The organism is Paenibacillus sp. NPDC057934, from assembly GCF_042887565.1.
GTDB lineage: Bacteria > Bacillota > Bacilli > Paenibacillales > Paenibacillaceae > Paenibacillus_AQ.
In genome coordinates this window covers 482,075-499,406 of the sequence record NZ_JBHVPB010000005.1, presented here as the reverse complement: position 1 = coordinate 499,406, position 17,332 = coordinate 482,075, and the positions used below count along the sequence as shown (strand labels likewise).

Below are 17,332 nucleotides of genomic sequence, written 5' to 3'. Positions count from 1 at the left end.
AAGGACTTCAGAAATCTTATGAGCAGATTATCTGGGCAAATCCTTATAGCCGGATTGTCTTGGCATGCACTGACTATTACGTTGCGGCGTGACATCCTAACTGGGTGCTACTTCCAGATAGTCATGCGCTCCTGTAAATTGGAAGTATGTAACTCAAGTTGAATCCCATCCGGATCGAAAAAGTTCACCGACCAGCCCTTGCCGCGCTGGACAGGGCCTCGGACAATAGGCACCTTATGACTCTTTAGTATCTGTACCGCTCCAGCAAAGTCTTCCTCTGCAATTGAAAAAGCAATATGATCTACACCATTTATTTCCCGGACAATATTTGAATATTTCGTCTCGGCATCACGCACCTCTATCAGGCAGATCCAGGCACTGCCCCATTCCAGGTAAGCATCACTCTTACCTCGATGAATCAGTGCCAAACCCAGAATGGATGTATAAAAGTTTAAAGAGTCCGTCAAATCCTTCACCTTTAGCGTGAGATGATTAAAGCCTGTGACCTTCATTCCGCATCCAACCTAGCGAACATGATAAAGTCCGTATTCACCGGTTCAAGCCCATCCAGCTGCAAATAGGTTGAGATTTGACCCCGATGATAGCTCCCGTGCAAGGACACATGATGTAAAATGTCCGACACGGCACTAGTAAACACAATTCCCTTACTGCTCCGATAAGTCAGTAGGCTATCCAGATCTCCGTCCTTGAGTTCTGTGATGAATAGCCGATACCCTGTGGCATTCTCTTGTAGAAGCAACCCGCAGTCCTCCAGCGGGTACATAGGCCATATGCTCAGAACTGTACTTTCTCGCTTGTTCAGCCGTTCCAGCCACACTTTCTCTGCCGTCAGCAGATGACTGAACAATGCCATGAACTTCTCGGATACGACCTCAGAACCTTGCAGCGCCTTGAATATCTCTTCATTCGCCCAATGGGCATGACTGAATAGACGCAGCAGATCATCTCGTCTGCCTTGCGGTTGCAAGGTCATCAATGTTCCCCCCTTGCAGCCGCCAGTTGTTGACGCTTGAGTGACTCGGGATCTAGCATCACCTGCGGAGCCTCAGCAAAAAGAAGCGTAGCACGGTCATCCGGATGATATCCTGGCCATGGTAACTGAGGTGTGCTGGGGTCTCCCCGATGAGCAAAAGCCAGCCAGGCTTCCTGCATGGCATCCGCCAGAGCAGTCATGTCTGGGCTAACCTCCGCTCCCAGCCGCTGCAAATGATTCAAATTGTGGAACACATACGGAATCTCTGCGCCGTGTACGGCTTTGCCAAATAGCGGGTGGCCGGGAACCTTCAGGTCGAACCGGTACATCCAGACTGGGGCATGAACCTCTTGGTGTTCCGCGAAAGAAATGGAACTGCTCCAGAAGTAGAAATCGGTTAATATTTCTGCCTGCCCCTCCCAGGAGGGACTATAATTGCCGACATGCTCTCCCAGGCCGCTGACACCCATCAGCAATTCCAGTGCCTTTAACGAATCGGCGAAGGCTGGCACCGGCATGTTCTCACGGAAGAACAGATTTCCTTCATCCAGATTGGTTCCGATCAGCAGCGGAACCCCTGCCGCCGCTCCCTTTGTGATCGCAACTACCGGGTCCTCTGGCAATGTTGCTCCGTCAATGACCGGCTGGAAGGGCATACTCAGCGAGCCACCGGCAAGCTTCAAGCTCATTCGCCCGGCGGCGGCCATAATTTCCTCCGCCGGGATGGATTGCAGCGCGCCGTGATCGCCGCCGGGCGCGATCCCAAGTTCGGCGAGCAGGGCTGCTGCAATCTCGCTGCCTAGCGCGGGCGGCAAAGTCTGCGCCGCCCCGCTCTGCATGATCGCCCCCGCGAAGAGTCCCTTCGCGGCAGGCATGGCCAGCAGGGCAGCAATGCTCATGCTGCCCGCCGATTCCCCGAACACGGTCACCCGGTTCGGGTCGCCGCCGAAGGCGGCGATGTTGCCGCGCACCCATTCCAGCGCGGCGATCTGGTCGAGCAGGCCCTGGTTGGAGGCCAGCCCATCGCCAAGCGGCGACAAATGCAAGAAGCCGAAGGGCCCGAGCCGGTAGTTAATCGTCACGACAACAACCCCACCCCGAGCAGCCAGACTGCTGCCGTCGAACAGCGGCTGGCTACCCGCCCCTGTAATAAAGGTTCCGCCGTGAATCCAAAACATCACCGGCAGACCTTCTCCACCGGCAGCGGGTGACCAAATATTCAAGTATAAACAATCCTCTGAATGCAGCGGATTCTCTCCTCCAAATCGGGTACCCCGCGTATCCGGCGGCTGATGGCTGACCGGACCGAAGCCCGCCCCTTCCCGGATGCCAGTCCAGGATTCCGGCGGCTCCGGTGCCCGGAACCTAAGCTTGCCAACGGGAGGAGCACCATATGGAACTCCCCGCCAGACATTCACATCACCGGTCTGCTGTCCCCCTATTCTGCCATAGTTGGTTACTGCTACTGGCCCCTCCATTGCATTCATCCCTCTTTCGTCTACTCTTCTTTTTTCTCTACCAAGCTTCTGTATAAACCTGACTCTATCTGGAACCATTCGAACAAGTGGGTGAATACCACCTTCAGCACTGCATAACCAGGAACTGCAAGGATAATACCGACGATACCGAACATTTTCCCTGCAAACAAGATCACAAATATAATGGTGATTGGATGAATCTTGAGCGACTTGCCCATAATTTGCGGCGAGATGAATTTACCTTCAATCAGTTGGACCGCTGTCCAGACGATGACCATTTTCAGCAGCATGAACGGCGAAGTTACCAGAGCTACAATCAGAGCCGGCGTAATCGCGATGGCTGGTCCAAGATAAGGAACCACCGCTGTACACGCAGCTGCGATGGCAAGCACAAGGGAGTAGTCCAAACCGATGATCAGATAACCAATGTACAGCAGCGCTCCAATGCAACAGCTGACAATAATCTGCCCGCGTATGTAAGAAGCCACCTTGCCGTTCATCTCGGACATTACTTCTTTAGTCTGCGGACGGAGCCGGAACGGTATGAACTTCAGGATATAATCCGGAAGCTTTTTGCCGTCACGCAACAGATAGAACAAGATAAATGGAGTGGTTACGACCGCTAGCACAACTTCCGTGAGCGCTCCCACAAAGCTACCTACGCCAGTCAAGGCATTGTTCAGAAAAGAAGTCGCCCAGCTCGTGGCTTTTCTCGTAATATCGGTAAAATCAAGTCCAATGCTTTGCTGCATCTGCCCAAAGAACTCACTGCCGGTCAGGTTCATGAACTCATCCTGAATTTGTTGGCTGTACCTCGGGAAATTATCTATCAATCCCAGCAGCTGACTGCGGAGGATCGGGATGACCGTTAAGAGGATAAGCGTAATGATCCCCACGATCAGCAGATATAGAATAACAATTCCGTAGGCGCGTTTGATGTTGCTGCGCTTTTCCAGTAGGTCAACCAGCGGATTGAGCAGATAATAAGCGACACCTGACAGTAGCAGCGGCAGTGCCACCGTGTGGAACAAGACCTTTAGCGGCTTGAAAATAAACGGTATCTTCGCAAAGATCAGAATATTAACCCCGATCAACAGCAGCACCAGCAAAAACACAACAAATTTATTATTCAAAAAAAACCTTTTGAACCTCTCCGGCCATACTTGCAGCCTCTCCATAATACCTTCCCCCTTACGATGAACACTCTGACTGAATTCCATTTGAATGATACTTATCAAATAGCATAGTCAACGTACGGGTAACAAGTCAAATTTCGGAAGAAAGGCTCTCCAGAAAGCCGCTGACTTTCCGCCGATTACTGAGAACAATCACGTTTTTCTCTTCATTGGTCTTCTTCAAGGTACTGACGATCTTATCCCGGCTACGTTTAGGAAAATTCCAGACCCAAAGGACAAAATTCAAGTCCAATTGCTCCGGACAACCCTCATCCAGATCTGGACGAGTTCTGCCATGATACTGAATACGCCGCTTGAAAATACGGTATAGACACAGCCAACGCGGCATATCCAGAAAAATAACCGTATCTGCTCTTTCGATCCGCAGGTCCAGTGTTCCTGAGTAGTTGCCGTCCATAATCCACCGTTCCTTGTGCGTCTCCTCAACTACAATTTGGACCCATTCCTGCTTCTCCGTGGCTACCCAACCTGGCTTCCAATAATGCTTATCTAGATGAACCACCGGAATGTTCAGGATTTCACCCAGCTTCCGGCTTAATGTGGATTTTCCAGCCCCGGCAGAGCCTACAATCAGAATACGCTGCATACCTGACCTCCTTGTCGTTATCCTTCAGATCATAGCAGGCCATCCTTATCAGTCGAATTTCAGATCATTCATCCTACCTGCATTTACAAATCCAATGCTCTGGTACACTTTGTTGGCATCAGGATTATGGCCGTCTGCATACAGCATCGGGATGAGTCTCTCCTCCAGCACTCGCTCGCATATTGCGGCAACAATGGCGCTGGCATATCCCTTTTTGCGTTGATCGCGTGGCGTATAGACATCATTGATCCGGGCATGCCGAGGTGAACGGTGAGCAATTTTAGCCATGGATACCGGAATGCCGTCTACCACCCACAGGTACATCTGACCGGAAGCAGCATCTCCCTCGGCCATAGGCAGCATATCTTTAGGATCCACCGGTTTACCAAAAGCGTCCTCCGAGAAACCAGCCAGGAACTTGGCGATCAGTGGGGCATCTTCAATGCTTGCCTGTACTACATGTCCTTTGACGTTAATAGGTTTATGTACAGCAGGACAATGATAGACTTCCAGCATCAGATGTGTGTAGAATGACGTGCCCTTCGCTTGACAAAAAACTTCCGCAAATCGCCTCGCTATATCTGGCTCCGATATGATGCCCGGAAGTTCTTCTTCCTTCAGATGCTCTGCTAATCCTTGTATCAAAGTTTCCTTCTCACTGTGACTGACCTCAGACGAAATCCACAGCCAGGGACGAAAACCCTGGGAGTAAGCGAATACCAGTGTATCCTCCGGTGTCTTCAACCTCAGATTACTTTCAAATCCTGTGGTCATATGAATCAGATTGAATTTTACCTCATCTTTTACAAAGGCTTCCCCAAGTAGAACGCCGTCACCAGCTGAAAAATGTTCAAACATCTTGTTCCCTCCCGAGTATACTTTTCCTTCTATCATAATCCTCTTCCTTGTAAAAAAAACGCCGCGCCCCGTTATTCGGATGCACGACGGAATTGCCAGCAGTTGGCCTTTTTTAATTCAGGCGCTGATTATAAGCGCCTTCCGGGAATTTAGTTAACCGTTCTGTGGACCGGGTTAGATCGCTTTGATGAAAAGTAGACGAGCCCCTTTACGGGGTCTATTCCCAGTAAAACGGTCCTTTATTTTTCAGCCTCGCCAGGCCTTCCACATAGAAGAAATCCCCATAAATCAGCGGAATATCAATGTTTTGACCAGCCGGATAATGACCGGTTCCGTGCAGGATGAGACCTTCCTCTTCATCATTGCCCCATGTACCGTAATTGCGGTAAAGTGATTCCAATATCTTGACCGCTGGCTCACGGTACACGGCGCCCTCAGCGCCACCTATCTTCTCAGCCAAGAGCAACAGCCCACTAGCGGCACAGGCTCCGGCGGAGGAGTCCCGGAAGCTGCGCGCCTCCTCTGGCGCACGGAAATCCCAATGTGGCACATAATCCTCCGGCAAGCGGGCCAGGAAGAAATGGGCCACTTTTTGCGCGGTGTGTAGATACTCGATCTTACCTGTATGGTGATATGCCAACGTCAGACCATAGATCGCCCAGGCAGTCCCACGTGACCAGGCCGAACTGGCATCATACCCTTGCCCGCCGATACCTTCAACGAATTCACCGGTCTCCGAGTCAAAACGAACGATATGATACACCGATCCGTCAGGACGAACAAAATGCTTCACAACCGTGTCCATATGCGCTTCAGCGATATGACGATAACGTGGATCGCCAGTGACCTCCGCAGCCCAGAAGAGCAACGGCATATTCATCGCACAGTCGATAATAGCAATCCCACTGTTGTCGTCTCCGTTTGACCAGGGATTCCAAGCTCGGATAAAGTTACCCTTCAGATTGAAGCGGGCAGAGAGGAAATTCGCCGCTTTAAGCGCCCGGACCTTAGAGTGTTCGTTGGCCAGCAGTTTGTAAGAAGCTACGCTCGTCAGCGTCCACATGAAGCCAAGATCATGGTCCAGTCGCACATATTCGTTCAGGACCTCATCCAGCCGCTGCTCGCACTGTTCGGCAATAGCCCTTAGCGATTCATCTCCGCTTACATTATACAGCAGCCATAATTGCCCCGGCCAGAATCCGGCTGTCCACCAACCTGGCTCTTCCAATATGTATTTACCGCCCTGACTGGCATGCGGAAATTCTGCTCCAATACGCAAGCTGTTATGCTGCGTCTTCTCCAGCGCTTTACTCCATGCTTCCTCTACCCAGTCCAGCTTTGTCTTTGTTGTCATCACTAGCACCGCCATTCTGTAGTTTAGAAATTGATTGTGCATCCCGATCAAGAAATCCCTTATTTTAGGAAGGAGGCACTTATATAAGCATTCAATATCGACCCAACTATATCCTGCCAACTATATATGACGAACTTAAGATCCAAACATAATGTTCGATCGTCACTACAGTGAAATATATAGCCAAGGTTCCCCAAATCCCGACGCCAGCAGAAACAGCAACATGAACATCGCAAACTCCAGTAGATCCCACACCCCTCACTGCCTTCAAATCTATTCCATAGTTTCCTTTCAGCATCACTTAGGTGCTTGCCTCCTGAGACCAGTAAAATAAAAAAATACCGTCAGTTCTTGACGGTATTTTGACTCTAATTCATGTTAGCTCTAGCTTATTCACAATTATGGTCGCTATAGAGCTACCTCTTCTTTTTACCGCGCATCCCCCGTTCGGAACTGGCCCTAAGCTCCTTGTCGAATTTGTAGACCACGTTCTTCTTTAGTCGTTTTCCCTTTAAGGCTTTGCGGACCAACACTTTTCCTAATTTGGGAGTAATGCCTCTGTACCATACACCTTCAGGATAGGCAATGACCACACAAGCGTCAGAGCATCTTCCGTTGCAAGCGGTCGCAGTTGTATGAAAAAAGCTGCCAGCATCCTGCTTCTCAATCTCTTTCTCAATAGCTTCTGCTACCTCTTTCCCTCCATTTTTCTTGCAGCTGCTTCCGTTGCAGATTAGCAAATGGCAGTGGGTTCCTTGCAGATTCCAAGTCGTCACTTCAGCGTTCCTTCTCCCTTTATATATAGTAATTCCCGCCCGAGGGGAAATCGAATATTCTACACTCTACTAAACCGGATACTTTGCGTCAAGACGAAGGACTATGATTCCCTGTTTTCTTTCGTTATAATATAATTGAGAATTATTATCAATAAAAGAAAGTGAGCTTTCATCATGACTACCCGCTGCTCCAACAGTCCCAAGCAACACGACCATTGCTTTTATATGCCTATCCGGGTGACTGTCCTCAGTCATCTTAGCGCTGACGAAAATTCAACAACACAATCCTCCTATGCCATCCTGATTATGGTGCAGGGCGGGGAAGGTTATATTGAGATCAATAATGAACCTCTACATCTTGCCCCCGGCTGTGTCCTCTCCTTCCCTGGCTCTACGAGCTTCAAGCTTCCTCCCCAGTCCGGCCTGCACGGGGTTTGGATTGAGTACACAGGCGTCATGCCGGACGGACTAATGAAGTCCCCACTGGACAATGACCTTATCCCGCAACTGCGGAAATGCCCTTCTCAAATAACAGGACTGGGAGGAGAGCTGCACAGCGCCTGGACCAAGCCCCGAGTGGACAAGCCGTTTGCAGTACAAGCCCTGTTCACCGATATCATCATGAAGGTAAACAGCACTCCCGTAGTGACCAACGTTGTGGAGAATCCTAGCCATTGGCTCCCCCTTGTTCTGCAATACATAGATGACCATTATTCCGAGGATCTGACGCGCTCACAGATGGCCGGATTAGCGGGAGTAAGCCCGGAGCACTTCTCACGCTCCTTCCGTAAAACAACTGGGCAGACCTTCGGCGCTTATCTTTCACTTCTTCGGATACGTAGAGTTCAAGAGCGACTCCTGACCGGAACGCCAAATCTGAGTCATCTGGCACTTGAGGTCGGTTATGGCGAAGGTACATACCTCAGCCGAAAGTTCAAACAAATCGTGGGGCTCTCTCCCACTGCCTACCACAGTAAAAATAAGCGGATCGTTACACTGAACTACAACCATACCGCCAGCCTGAGGGCACTGGAGATCACACCGCAATTGGGAGCCTACTCCGCTTGGTTGGAAAGTCTGGACACCGTACCTACAGCCCGGAAGCTGTCGCTGGAGGCACGGCGTGCTTCTGCGGTCTACAATTCTGTAGCCTCCGCCCGCCCAGATGTAATTATCAGCTATGCATTATACGGGGAGAACAAACAGCTGCTTAGCCTAGCTCCGGTCATTGAGTTGCCCTTCATGCAAATGAGCTGGCGCGAGCAGTTTACTCTTATTGCCGAGGTTGCTGGCCGAAGGCTACAAGCTGAAGAATGGCTCCACCGCTATGATGTGCTCTGCCATGAGGCCAACTTACAGCTTGACGGGAACATGGGAGTAAGAGGTACGGCGATCGTCTGGGAGATCGGCCACGGTTGCGCTTACTGCTTCAGCAGTAGTTACGGACGAGGCTGTCAGGTGCTTTACAACGATCTGGGCTTTAAGTTACCACAAGAGGTCATAGATCAAGATATTGCCAACCGAGGTTTTATCAAGGCAGCTATTGAAGACATTCCAGACTATCCTGCTGACCATATCATTGTTACCGGCCTGCCAGACGATCCCCAGGGACTCCAGCGGATTGACCGTCTCTTTCATTCCGAGCAGTGGCGGCAACTGGAAGCCGTCCGCAATAATCGGGTCCATATCCTAGGCCAGCCAGATATGTTCTACGGATTCGATCCCCTCTCCTCACAGGCACAGCTTCATGTCTTGCTCCGGGCATTAACATCATAAATATACATAGGCGAAGATCATTTCAGGTCATGGCAATTAGCGGGTGAACTCTGTACAGTTATATTGAGAATGATAATCGTTATTCATAAGGAGGATATACATCTTGCTCGACCTACACAAGAGCCGCAGAAACCGAAGGCTATGGTTTCCTATGTCTCTACTGCTAACACTAACCCTTATTTTATCGGCTTGCGGCAATGCTGCACCAGCTGTCGAAGGCACTGGTAGCAATACTTCCAATACGCCAGGGACTTCAGAGTCGCCGACTGCCGCCGAGAGCAGCACACCGGAACCCCCGGCCACCAAAACCGTAAAAACGATGAACGGTGACATTGAAATCCCTGTCCTGCCTAAGCGGATTGTCGCAGAAGAATATATTGGAAGCCTGATTCCCTTAGGTACCATCCCTGTCGGTGCTCCCGGCCTGACTCTGCAGAATATGTATTTTGAAGAAGCATTGAAAGATGTCACGGACACTGGTACCTACGGGAAAATGAACGCAGAGAAGATCTTCGCGCTAGATCCGGATCTGATCATAACAGGAAACAACGACAGCTATCAGGCGTTAAGCAAAATAGCTCCTACGATCGTCGTGCCTTACGGGGAACTAAAGAACGCCCACGAAGAGCTTACCTATTTTGGCCAACTGCTAGGTAAAGAAAAGGAAGCGGCAGACTGGCTCGCTGAATACGACGAGCGGATTGCCGCCGCCAAAGCCAAGGTGGACAAGGTCATTCCTGCAGAGGCTACCTTCAGTATTATGGAGGATGCCGATAAAAACACCTATGTCTATGGCGACAATTTTGGGCGAGGCGGCCAACCCATCTATCAGGCACTGGGCCGCAAACCTCCGGCAGAAGTCGCTGACGAAATTATGGAGAAGCAGTGGGCTGAATTATCCGCAGAGGTCATCAGCAAATACGCTGGAGATTACATCATCCTAACCTCCAATTCACGCACAGTCGAGAGTTTCAAAAGTGATCCCCTCTGGGGCAGCCTGCCTGCTGTCAAGAATAATCGTCTCTATGCGTGGAAAGAGGAACGTTCCTGGTACTACGATCCTCTTGCCGTTCTCTCCCAGACAGAGGAACTGGCGGACTGGCTTACAAAAGGTAAATAGTAGAACGAAAGCCAAGCAACGATTACCGGTTACACCGGATCGCTGCTTGGCTTTTGAATATGCACAGAAATCTCACTTTTATAAGAAGTATCGAAGAATAATTAATGGCATTTTCGTACCTTAAATCCTCTGCAGCTATGGGTTATCGGAGATTAAGTGCAATTTTGTACCTTAAATCTTCCAGAATACCCCGTCCAGCGTGCTTTTTCGAAAAATAAGATACAATAATGCCCTTATTTCCCTCTTTTACCTATATTAAAGAGAAATAAGGTACAAAAATGCTGTTAGTTGGGGAGGTGATCCCTCTTTTTGAACTGTTAAGACGACTGATGAAGGGGAATATACCCCTTCTAGTTGGTTGAAATCTGTCGACAGTCTATGTCCTAGTGATAGATTTCCTATGGGAAGCTTTCAGGCAGGAACGCCTTGCGCCCTATTATGCTGACATTGTTCAACCGGAGTTTGCGACAGTTCCTATGGAAAGCTTTCAGACGAGACCTTTGCGCCTACAGTTACAAACTTCCCCGTTCGCTCATCTTCGATTTTTGCTAACTTCTTTTGTTCGGTTAATATAATTCTTTCATTAAATGCAGCATGGAGGCAAGCTGCAAGCATCTCCAATCACGTGAATTCGTGTAATAAAAAAGTAAGCGTACAAGGAAAATATCCATCTGGATACTTCCCTGTACGCTTTTGTTTGAAAAGGCTATACTTATAAGCCGGATTTAGACGATTTGCAAGATTTGCACGATCCAGACAATCCGAACGCTCCTAATGATCGTCTACGACGCCAAGGGCTTTGTTCTTTTCCTTGAACCGGTCGTTGTGGGAGGAGACATAAGCCACTTTATCCGCAGTCGGATCGATGTACAACTTGGCACTGTTCAGTGCCAGGACCGCATCGGTGAAGGTACCGGCGATCAGGCGGACCTTGCTGGTGTAGTCCACAAAATCTCCTGCCGCAAAGACACCGGGCAGGTTCGTCTCCAGCTTATCGGAGACATTGGCACACCACTCGCCCATATCCAGCCCCCACTCACGCAGCGGACCGAAGTCGTGTTTTAGACCATGATTGACAATAATCGCATCTACCGCAAAAACCTCAGTCTCTCCGGTCTCCACATGGCTGATCGTCACCTGATCAATCGTCTCGCCATTACTGCTATGCAGCTGTGTCAAAGCATAAGGAACACGAACCTCAACGGAAGAAGATTTCATCCGAGCAATATTCTTCTCATGGCCCCCGAACCGTTCGCGGCGGTGCACCACTGTCACGCTGGCTGCAATCGGCTCCAACTCGTTGGCCCAATCCACAGCCGAATCCCCGCCACCGGAAATCAGCACATGCTTGCCACGGAATGGCTCCAGCTCCTGAACCGTGTAATGAAGATTCGTCACTTCATAACGGTTCGCACCTTCGATCTCCAGCTTCGCCATTTGCAGGATACCATATCCGATCGCCAGGATGACTGTCCGTGTCCAATGCTTTTCACCGCTGGCTGAAGTCAGAATATAAGTGCCGTCTTCCTGCAGCTCCTGACCCGTAATCTGTTGTCCCAGTACAATGGTTGGCTCAAAGGTCATGGCCTGCTCCTTCAGCTGTTTAACCAACTGATGACATAGCGTCGGAGTGACGCCGCCAACATCCCAGATCATTTTCTCCGGATAAATCAGCATTCTTCCGCCGAGTTCTTCCTTGGCTTCGATCAACTTGGTCTTCAGATCTCTCATACCGCTGTAAAACGCTGTATACATCCCAGCGGGTCCACCGCCAATAATCGTAACATCATATAATTCCAGTTGGTCGCTCATGCTAACCTCCGCAAATGTATTTATATAAGACAAACTTAGGATCTTCACTTAAAAGCTCAATCGTCACTACTAAAGCTCGATCGTCATTACGGTGAATGTTTGAACTTTCGGTACTGCCATGGCTTTACGCCCCAAACTGCGCCTCGTGCAGACGACTATAAATCCCTGGATTTCTCAGCAATTCCTCATGCTTGCCCTGCTCGGCAATCCCGCCTTCCGCTACAACTAGTATGCGGTCTGCATGTTTGATGGTTGCCAGACGATGGGCGATCACGAGTGTCGTCCGACCTTGCGACAATTCAGCGAGAGCCTCTTGAATGGCCTGCTCTGTCTCAGTATCGAGCGCAGACGTTGCTTCATCCAGGATCAAAATACTCGGATTCTTCAAGAACATGCGGGCAATAGAGAGACGCTGTTTCTGACCACCGGAAAGCTTCACGCCGCGTTCACCGATCATCGTATCCAGACCAGCGGGTTGTGATCGGATCAGTTCCACCAATTGGGCACGCCGGGCAGCTTCCCATATCTCATCATCTGATGAGCCCAGCTTACCGTAGGCAATATTCTCCCGGATGGTTCCATCGAACAGGAAGACATCCTGCTGCACGATTCCAATATGGGAACGGAGCGATTCCAGCGTCATCGAACGGATATCCATACCGTCAATGGCAATACTGCCTTCATTCACATCATAGAAACGAGGCAGCAAGCTGCACAGCGTTGTCTTACCGGCTCCTGATGGACCTACAAGAGCTACCGTGTCCCCCGCATTGATTGACAGGTCGACATTCCGGAGGATCTTCTCCTTGTTGTCATATCCGAAGGTAACTCCCTTGAACTCAATATTTCCGGTAAGCTTCTGGACAGACTTGGCATCTTTGGCATCATCGATGTCCGGCTCCGTCTCCAGCAGTTCCAAATAACGCTTGAACCCGGCGATACCCTTAGGATAAGTCTCAATCACAGAGTTGATCTGTTGCAACGGACCAAAGAATACATTGGACAGCATCACAAAGGCGATAAACTCGCCATAGGTCATCTTGTCCTGAATGACAAACCAAGTGCCACACAGGAGTACAAACAACGAAACAAACTTCATAAGGATAAAGCTGAAAGAAGAGTTCCAGGCCATAATTCGGTATGTCAGTAGTTTTGTAATGCGGAAACGTTCATTGTTTTCGGCAAAACGGGAAATCTCATGCTTTTCATTGGCAAAAGCCTGCACTACACGAATCCCGCTCACATTATTCTCAACTCTTGCGTTGTAATCAGCAATATCAGAGAACATCGTTTTAAAAGCTGCTGACATTTTACGGCTGAAGTACATGGACAGATAAATCATCAGCGGCACAATTACAAAGGTCAGCACCGCGAGCTGCCAGTTAATATTCAGCATAATGGCGAACACCCCGATCAGCGTCATGATGGCAATGAAGAAATCCTCAGGCCCATGGTGGGCAATCTCCCCGATATCCATAAGATCATTAGTCATCCGGGAGACCAGATGCCCGGTTTTGGTGTTGTCAAAAAAGTTAAAGGACAGCTTCTGTACCCTATCGAACAGTTTTTTTCGCATATCCGATTCGATATTAATACCCAGCTTATGTCCCCAGTAAGTGACTACAAAGTGCATGAATGAACTAATTACATAGATGCCTAACAAGCCTAGACAGGAGTATAGGATCACTCTCCAGTTGCCGCTTGGCAGGAGATCATCCACCACCCGGTTGACCGCAAGCGGGAATACAAGCTCCAGCAGAGCTGCGGCGATGGCACAAGAGAAATCTAGAATAAACAGCCCCTTATAAGGCCTATAGTAGGCAAAAAAACGACGCAGCATTTCCGGTTACACTCCTTACCGATAGTCCGAAGAAGAGGGAGCTGCAAGCCCCCTGTCTGCTTCATCCGGACAGAATGATTACAACATAGTGAGGCTTTAACCCCGCTAGGATTACTTGCGTCCCAGCAAATACAGGAAATATGGAGCGCCAATAACGGCAACCACGATACCTGTTGGAATTTCCGATGGCTGCAGAATCCAGCGACCAATCGTATCGGCCGTAATGACGAGCAGCGCCCCGATCAGGGCCGAAGTTGGCAGCATATACTGGTGCTTCGGACCCACTAGACGTCTTGCCAAATGGGGAGCCACTAGACCGACAAAACCGATCCCACCGCTCACAGCCACACTGGCTCCAGCAAGGCCAACTGCAGCAGCCAAAAGACGAAACTGTTCCTTATTGACAGGCGCCCCGAGGCCAGTTGCTGTCTGTTCCCCCAAATTAAGGACGTTCATAACCCGTGACTTGTAGAATACGTAAGGAAGCAAGATAAGTACCCAAGGCAGCAGGGAAAGCACAAACTTCCAGCTTGTTCCCCAGATACTGCCGGCAAGCCAAGTTGCGACAAATTGATATTTGTCCGGGTTAAGACGAAGCGTAAGTACAATCATCGCTGCACTCATCCCTGCGGCAACTGCAACCCCTGTCAACAGCAAACGCGTAGGAGACAAGCCCTGATGGCGTTTGTAGGCAAGGGCGTAAATCAAGGCGGCCGTTAAACTTGCGCCGACAAAAGCCACAACAGGCAGCAGAAATACCGGGGCAGCTGCGGTAGTCGGATAAAAGGAAATCAGCAGCATGACCATCAGTCCTGCTCCGGCGTTTATACCGAGAATACCGGAGTCCGCCAGTGCATTCCGTGAAATCCCCTGCATAACTGCGCCACATACAGCCAGTGAAGCCCCAATCAACAGGGAGATGACAATACGTGGCAGCCGGAAATCAAAGAGGATCAAGCTTTGCTTGTCTGTGCCTTGTCCGAACATCGTCCGTAGCAGTTCCATAGGACTCAATCGTATGTATCCAGTGTTAACACTGATTATGAAAACAACCACAATGAGAATAGACAAAATAGTCATGACTAATAGTCCACGTCTATGTCTGATTTGATCAAAAGATGAGAATACGGATTTCTCCATCATTACAGCTCCCTCCTTTCTTTACGCGCCAGATAGAGGAAGAACGGCACACCAATCAGAGCAATGATCGCGCCAATCGGCGTCTCATGCGGCGGATTGATCATTCGTGCGGTAAGATCGGCAAAGACCGTTAGCAAACTGCCTAGAATTGCCGAACATGGAATAATCCAGCGGTAATCCACGCCAACCAAATACCGGGTTAAATGCGGAATAATCAGCCCGATGAAACCCACCGTACCGACCACAGCAACCGAGGAGCCGGCCAAAATCAGTACAATGATGACACCAGCCAATTTAACAAGACCCGTGCGCTGTCCAAGACCTCTGGCGATATCCTCACCTAAACTGAGCATCGTAATCGAGCGGGACAAAATGATCGCCCCAAGAATGGCCGCGCCAACCCAAGGGAACATGATCTTAAGTTGCAGCCACTTTGTTCCCGCTACACCGCCTGCATACCAGAAGGCCAAGTCTTGTCCAATACGAAAATATAAAGCTATACCTTCGCTGAGTGCCTGCAGCAGCAAGCTGAATGCGGCACCGGCAAGAACGAGACGTGAAGGTGTTAATCCGCCTTTACCCAGTGATCCGACACCATATACGGCAGCGGCGCCCATTCCGGCTCCGATAAAGGCATACATAATCAAATACATAAACGAAAGACCTGGGAAAAAGGCAAAACATAGCGCCAACGCAAAACCAGCTCCAGCATTTATCCCCATCAACCCTGAATCCGCGAGCGGATTTCGGGTCATCCCCTGCATAACAGCCCCTGCCACTGCAAAGCTCGCACCAACCATGGCACCACCAAGCACCCGTGGCAGACGTAAATCCTGAATAATCTGATGATCCGTCAGGTTCGGATTAAAATGGAAGATAGCTTGCCATACCACGGAAAGCTTGATGTCTGCCGCACCAAATGAGACCGATATCGCGATCCCCAGCGCCAGCGCAATCAATCCGCCAATCAATATCAGCGTTGCTGCCCATGGACGTGAACGGATTTTTTGCTTTTCCGCCTCGTTATTGGCCTCTATTCTACCTGTTGCCTGTAAACTCATGCATGTCACCCGTTTTCGTATGAAATTGATTCTCATTATCATCTTTGTATTGTAAATGAAATCTCTTCCTTTTGGCAATGGATAATTGTGATCTTATTATTTATCTTTTCTGCATGAACGTACATTTCTCCATCCCCTTTTCTGAAATCAAGTCGATTTCGTTGACAGGTTCACTGGTAATTTGGTAGATTCTAAATTGATGCTCAAGTGATAATGATTATCATTATCTGATTTGTATCCACTATTTATACTGGGAGGTCCATCATGTTAAAGAGAAAGTCCCTACTGTCAACCGCCGTATTGATGATGCTGTTCACGATCATTTTGACGGCTTGCGGAGGAACCAGCAACACTGCTTCAAGCCCAGCCCCGGCTGCCACTGCGGAAGCTTCAGCACCAGCGGCATCAGAACAACCGGCCGCTACCGTTACTCCGGCAGCTGAATTCCGTGATTACGAGACTCCCAAGGGAACCGTGAAAATTCCCACGAAGCCCAAGCGTATCGCGACCGACTTCTATGGGGGTGAACTGCTATCGGTAGGAGCCAACGTTGTTGGCGTAGAGCCTAGTGCTTTTGAGAATCCATTCCTGACCGATCTGCTCAAAAACACCACGGACGTCGGTTATCCCATCAACGCAGAGAAAACCCTGGAGCTTGCTCCTGACCTGATCGTTGTTATGTACGACGGCAACTACGACGCATTGTCCAAAATTGCTCCGACAATCTATGTCCCTTACGGAACCGCTACTAACATCTATGAGACCGTCAAGCTGTTCGGCGACATCGTTGGCGCACCTGACAAAGCAGAAGCCTTCCTGGCCGACTTTGACAAAAAAGCAGCCGCAGGCCGCGAGAAGCTGAAAGGCATCGTCAAAGAAGACGACACCTTCGGAATCTATGAGTTGACTGACAAAGGTGAGCTATGGATCTTCGGAGACAACGCTGGCCGCGGCGGACAAGTGCTCTACAATGCTCTCAAGCTGAAAATGCCAGAGAAGAACAAAAATGATAACCAGACGCTTCAGCTCTCCATGGAATTACTGCCGGAATACGCCGCAGACTATATGTTCCTGACCACCTATGATCCTGAGAAAAAAGGCGACAAGCTTAAAGAGCTGAAAGACTCCCCGGTCTGGAAAGGACTCCCGGCTGCCAAGAACAATCATTTGTTCTACAATGATTTCGATACTTACTACCGTTATGATCCCATCGCCATCACCGCGCAGATTGATCTGTTCGTGGACATGATCATTGCACGGAACGAGGAGAATAAGAAGTAATTCTGGTGGAAATGGTGCTTGCTTAGAGAAAACATATTCAGTGCGAATGGGCTGGCCCAG

The 17,332-nt window shown here is 49.6% G+C and carries 15 protein-coding genes; 3 read left to right on the top strand and 12 right to left on the bottom strand.

Annotated features, from left to right (window positions below; genetic code table 11):
• Positions 1–107 precede the first annotated feature (107 nt).
• The 8 genes from ACFVRY_RS14795 to ACFVRY_RS14760 form a co-directional block, all read right to left on the bottom strand.
• The gene (locus ACFVRY_RS14795) at positions 108–512 is read right to left on the bottom strand and encodes a VOC family protein (protein ID WP_387500943.1); all 405 of its coding nucleotides are present in this window, start codon (positions 510–512) and stop codon (positions 108–110) included.
• Positions 509–994: a DinB family protein gene (locus ACFVRY_RS14790; protein WP_387500942.1), complete on the bottom strand. Its 486-nt coding sequence runs from the start codon at positions 992–994 to the stop codon at positions 509–511. Before ACFVRY_RS14790 ends, ACFVRY_RS14795 begins: the two co-directional genes overlap by 4 nt.
• Complete coding sequence (locus ACFVRY_RS14785) at positions 994–2,472, bottom strand: carboxylesterase/lipase family protein (protein ID WP_387500941.1); 1,479 nt, start codon at positions 2,470–2,472, stop codon at positions 994–996. The genes ACFVRY_RS14790 and ACFVRY_RS14785 overlap by 1 nt, the downstream gene beginning before the upstream one ends.
• A gap of 20 nt (positions 2,473–2,492) precedes the next feature.
• Positions 2,493–3,650, bottom strand: coding sequence for an AI-2E family transporter (locus ACFVRY_RS14780; RefSeq protein WP_387500940.1), 1,158 nt, complete (start codon positions 3,648–3,650; stop codon positions 2,493–2,495).
• 88 nt (positions 3,651–3,738) lie between these two features.
• Positions 3,739–4,254 (bottom strand): DNA topology modulation protein, encoded by a 516-nt coding sequence (locus ACFVRY_RS14775; protein WP_387500939.1) that lies wholly within the window; start codon positions 4,252–4,254, stop codon positions 3,739–3,741.
• Positions 4,255–4,302: 48 nt separating this feature from the next.
• Positions 4,303–5,112 (bottom strand): GNAT family N-acetyltransferase, encoded by an 810-nt coding sequence (locus ACFVRY_RS14770; RefSeq protein ID WP_387500938.1) that lies wholly within the window; start codon positions 5,110–5,112, stop codon positions 4,303–4,305.
• Between the two features lie 217 nt (positions 5,113–5,329).
• Positions 5,330–6,466 (bottom strand): glycoside hydrolase family 88 protein, encoded by a 1,137-nt coding sequence (locus tag ACFVRY_RS14765; RefSeq protein ID WP_387500937.1) that lies wholly within the window; start codon positions 6,464–6,466, stop codon positions 5,330–5,332.
• A gap of 416 nt (positions 6,467–6,882) precedes the next feature.
• On the bottom strand, positions 6,883–7,242 hold the full coding sequence (locus ACFVRY_RS14760) for a (2Fe-2S) ferredoxin domain-containing protein (protein WP_387500936.1): 360 nt from the start codon (positions 7,240–7,242) through the stop codon (positions 6,883–6,885).
• A 174-nt stretch (positions 7,243–7,416) separates the two neighbouring features.
• Between ACFVRY_RS14760 and ACFVRY_RS14755 the strand changes: the two genes are divergently transcribed.
• Positions 7,417–9,018 carry a helix-turn-helix domain-containing protein gene (locus ACFVRY_RS14755; protein ID WP_387500935.1) on the top strand — a complete coding sequence of 534 codons (1,602 nt, stop codon included), beginning with the start codon at positions 7,417–7,419 and terminating at the stop codon, positions 9,016–9,018.
• 151 nt (positions 9,019–9,169) lie between these two features.
• A complete protein-coding gene (locus ACFVRY_RS14750; protein ID WP_387500934.1) occupies positions 9,170–10,138 on the top strand; it encodes an ABC transporter substrate-binding protein in 969 nt (322 codons plus the stop codon).
• A 771-nt stretch (positions 10,139–10,909) separates the two neighbouring features.
• On the opposite strand, the gene ACFVRY_RS14745 is transcribed toward ACFVRY_RS14750, so the two are convergent.
• The 4 genes from ACFVRY_RS14745 to ACFVRY_RS14730 form a co-directional block, all read right to left on the bottom strand.
• The gene (locus ACFVRY_RS14745) at positions 10,910–11,950 is read right to left on the bottom strand and encodes an NAD(P)/FAD-dependent oxidoreductase (RefSeq protein ID WP_387500933.1); all 1,041 of its coding nucleotides are present in this window, start codon (positions 11,948–11,950) and stop codon (positions 10,910–10,912) included.
• Positions 11,951–12,074: 124 nt separating this feature from the next.
• Positions 12,075–13,790, bottom strand: a complete 1,716-nt coding sequence (locus ACFVRY_RS14740; RefSeq protein ID WP_066363518.1) for an ABC transporter ATP-binding protein — start codon at positions 13,788–13,790, stop codon at positions 12,075–12,077.
• Positions 13,791–13,901: 111 nt separating this feature from the next.
• Positions 13,902–14,930, bottom strand: coding sequence for a FecCD family ABC transporter permease (locus ACFVRY_RS14735; protein ID WP_387500982.1), 1,029 nt, complete (start codon positions 14,928–14,930; stop codon positions 13,902–13,904).
• A 2-nt stretch (positions 14,931–14,932) separates the two neighbouring features.
• Positions 14,933–15,991, bottom strand: a complete 1,059-nt coding sequence (locus ACFVRY_RS14730; RefSeq protein WP_066363520.1) for a FecCD family ABC transporter permease — start codon at positions 15,989–15,991, stop codon at positions 14,933–14,935.
• A 303-nt stretch (positions 15,992–16,294) separates the two neighbouring features.
• Here ACFVRY_RS14730 and ACFVRY_RS14725 point away from each other — a divergent pair, with 303 nt between their 5' ends.
• Entirely contained in the window at positions 16,295–17,272 is a 978-nt protein-coding gene (locus ACFVRY_RS14725) for an ABC transporter substrate-binding protein (RefSeq protein WP_387500981.1), read from the top strand.
• Positions 17,273–17,332 lie beyond the last annotated feature (60 nt).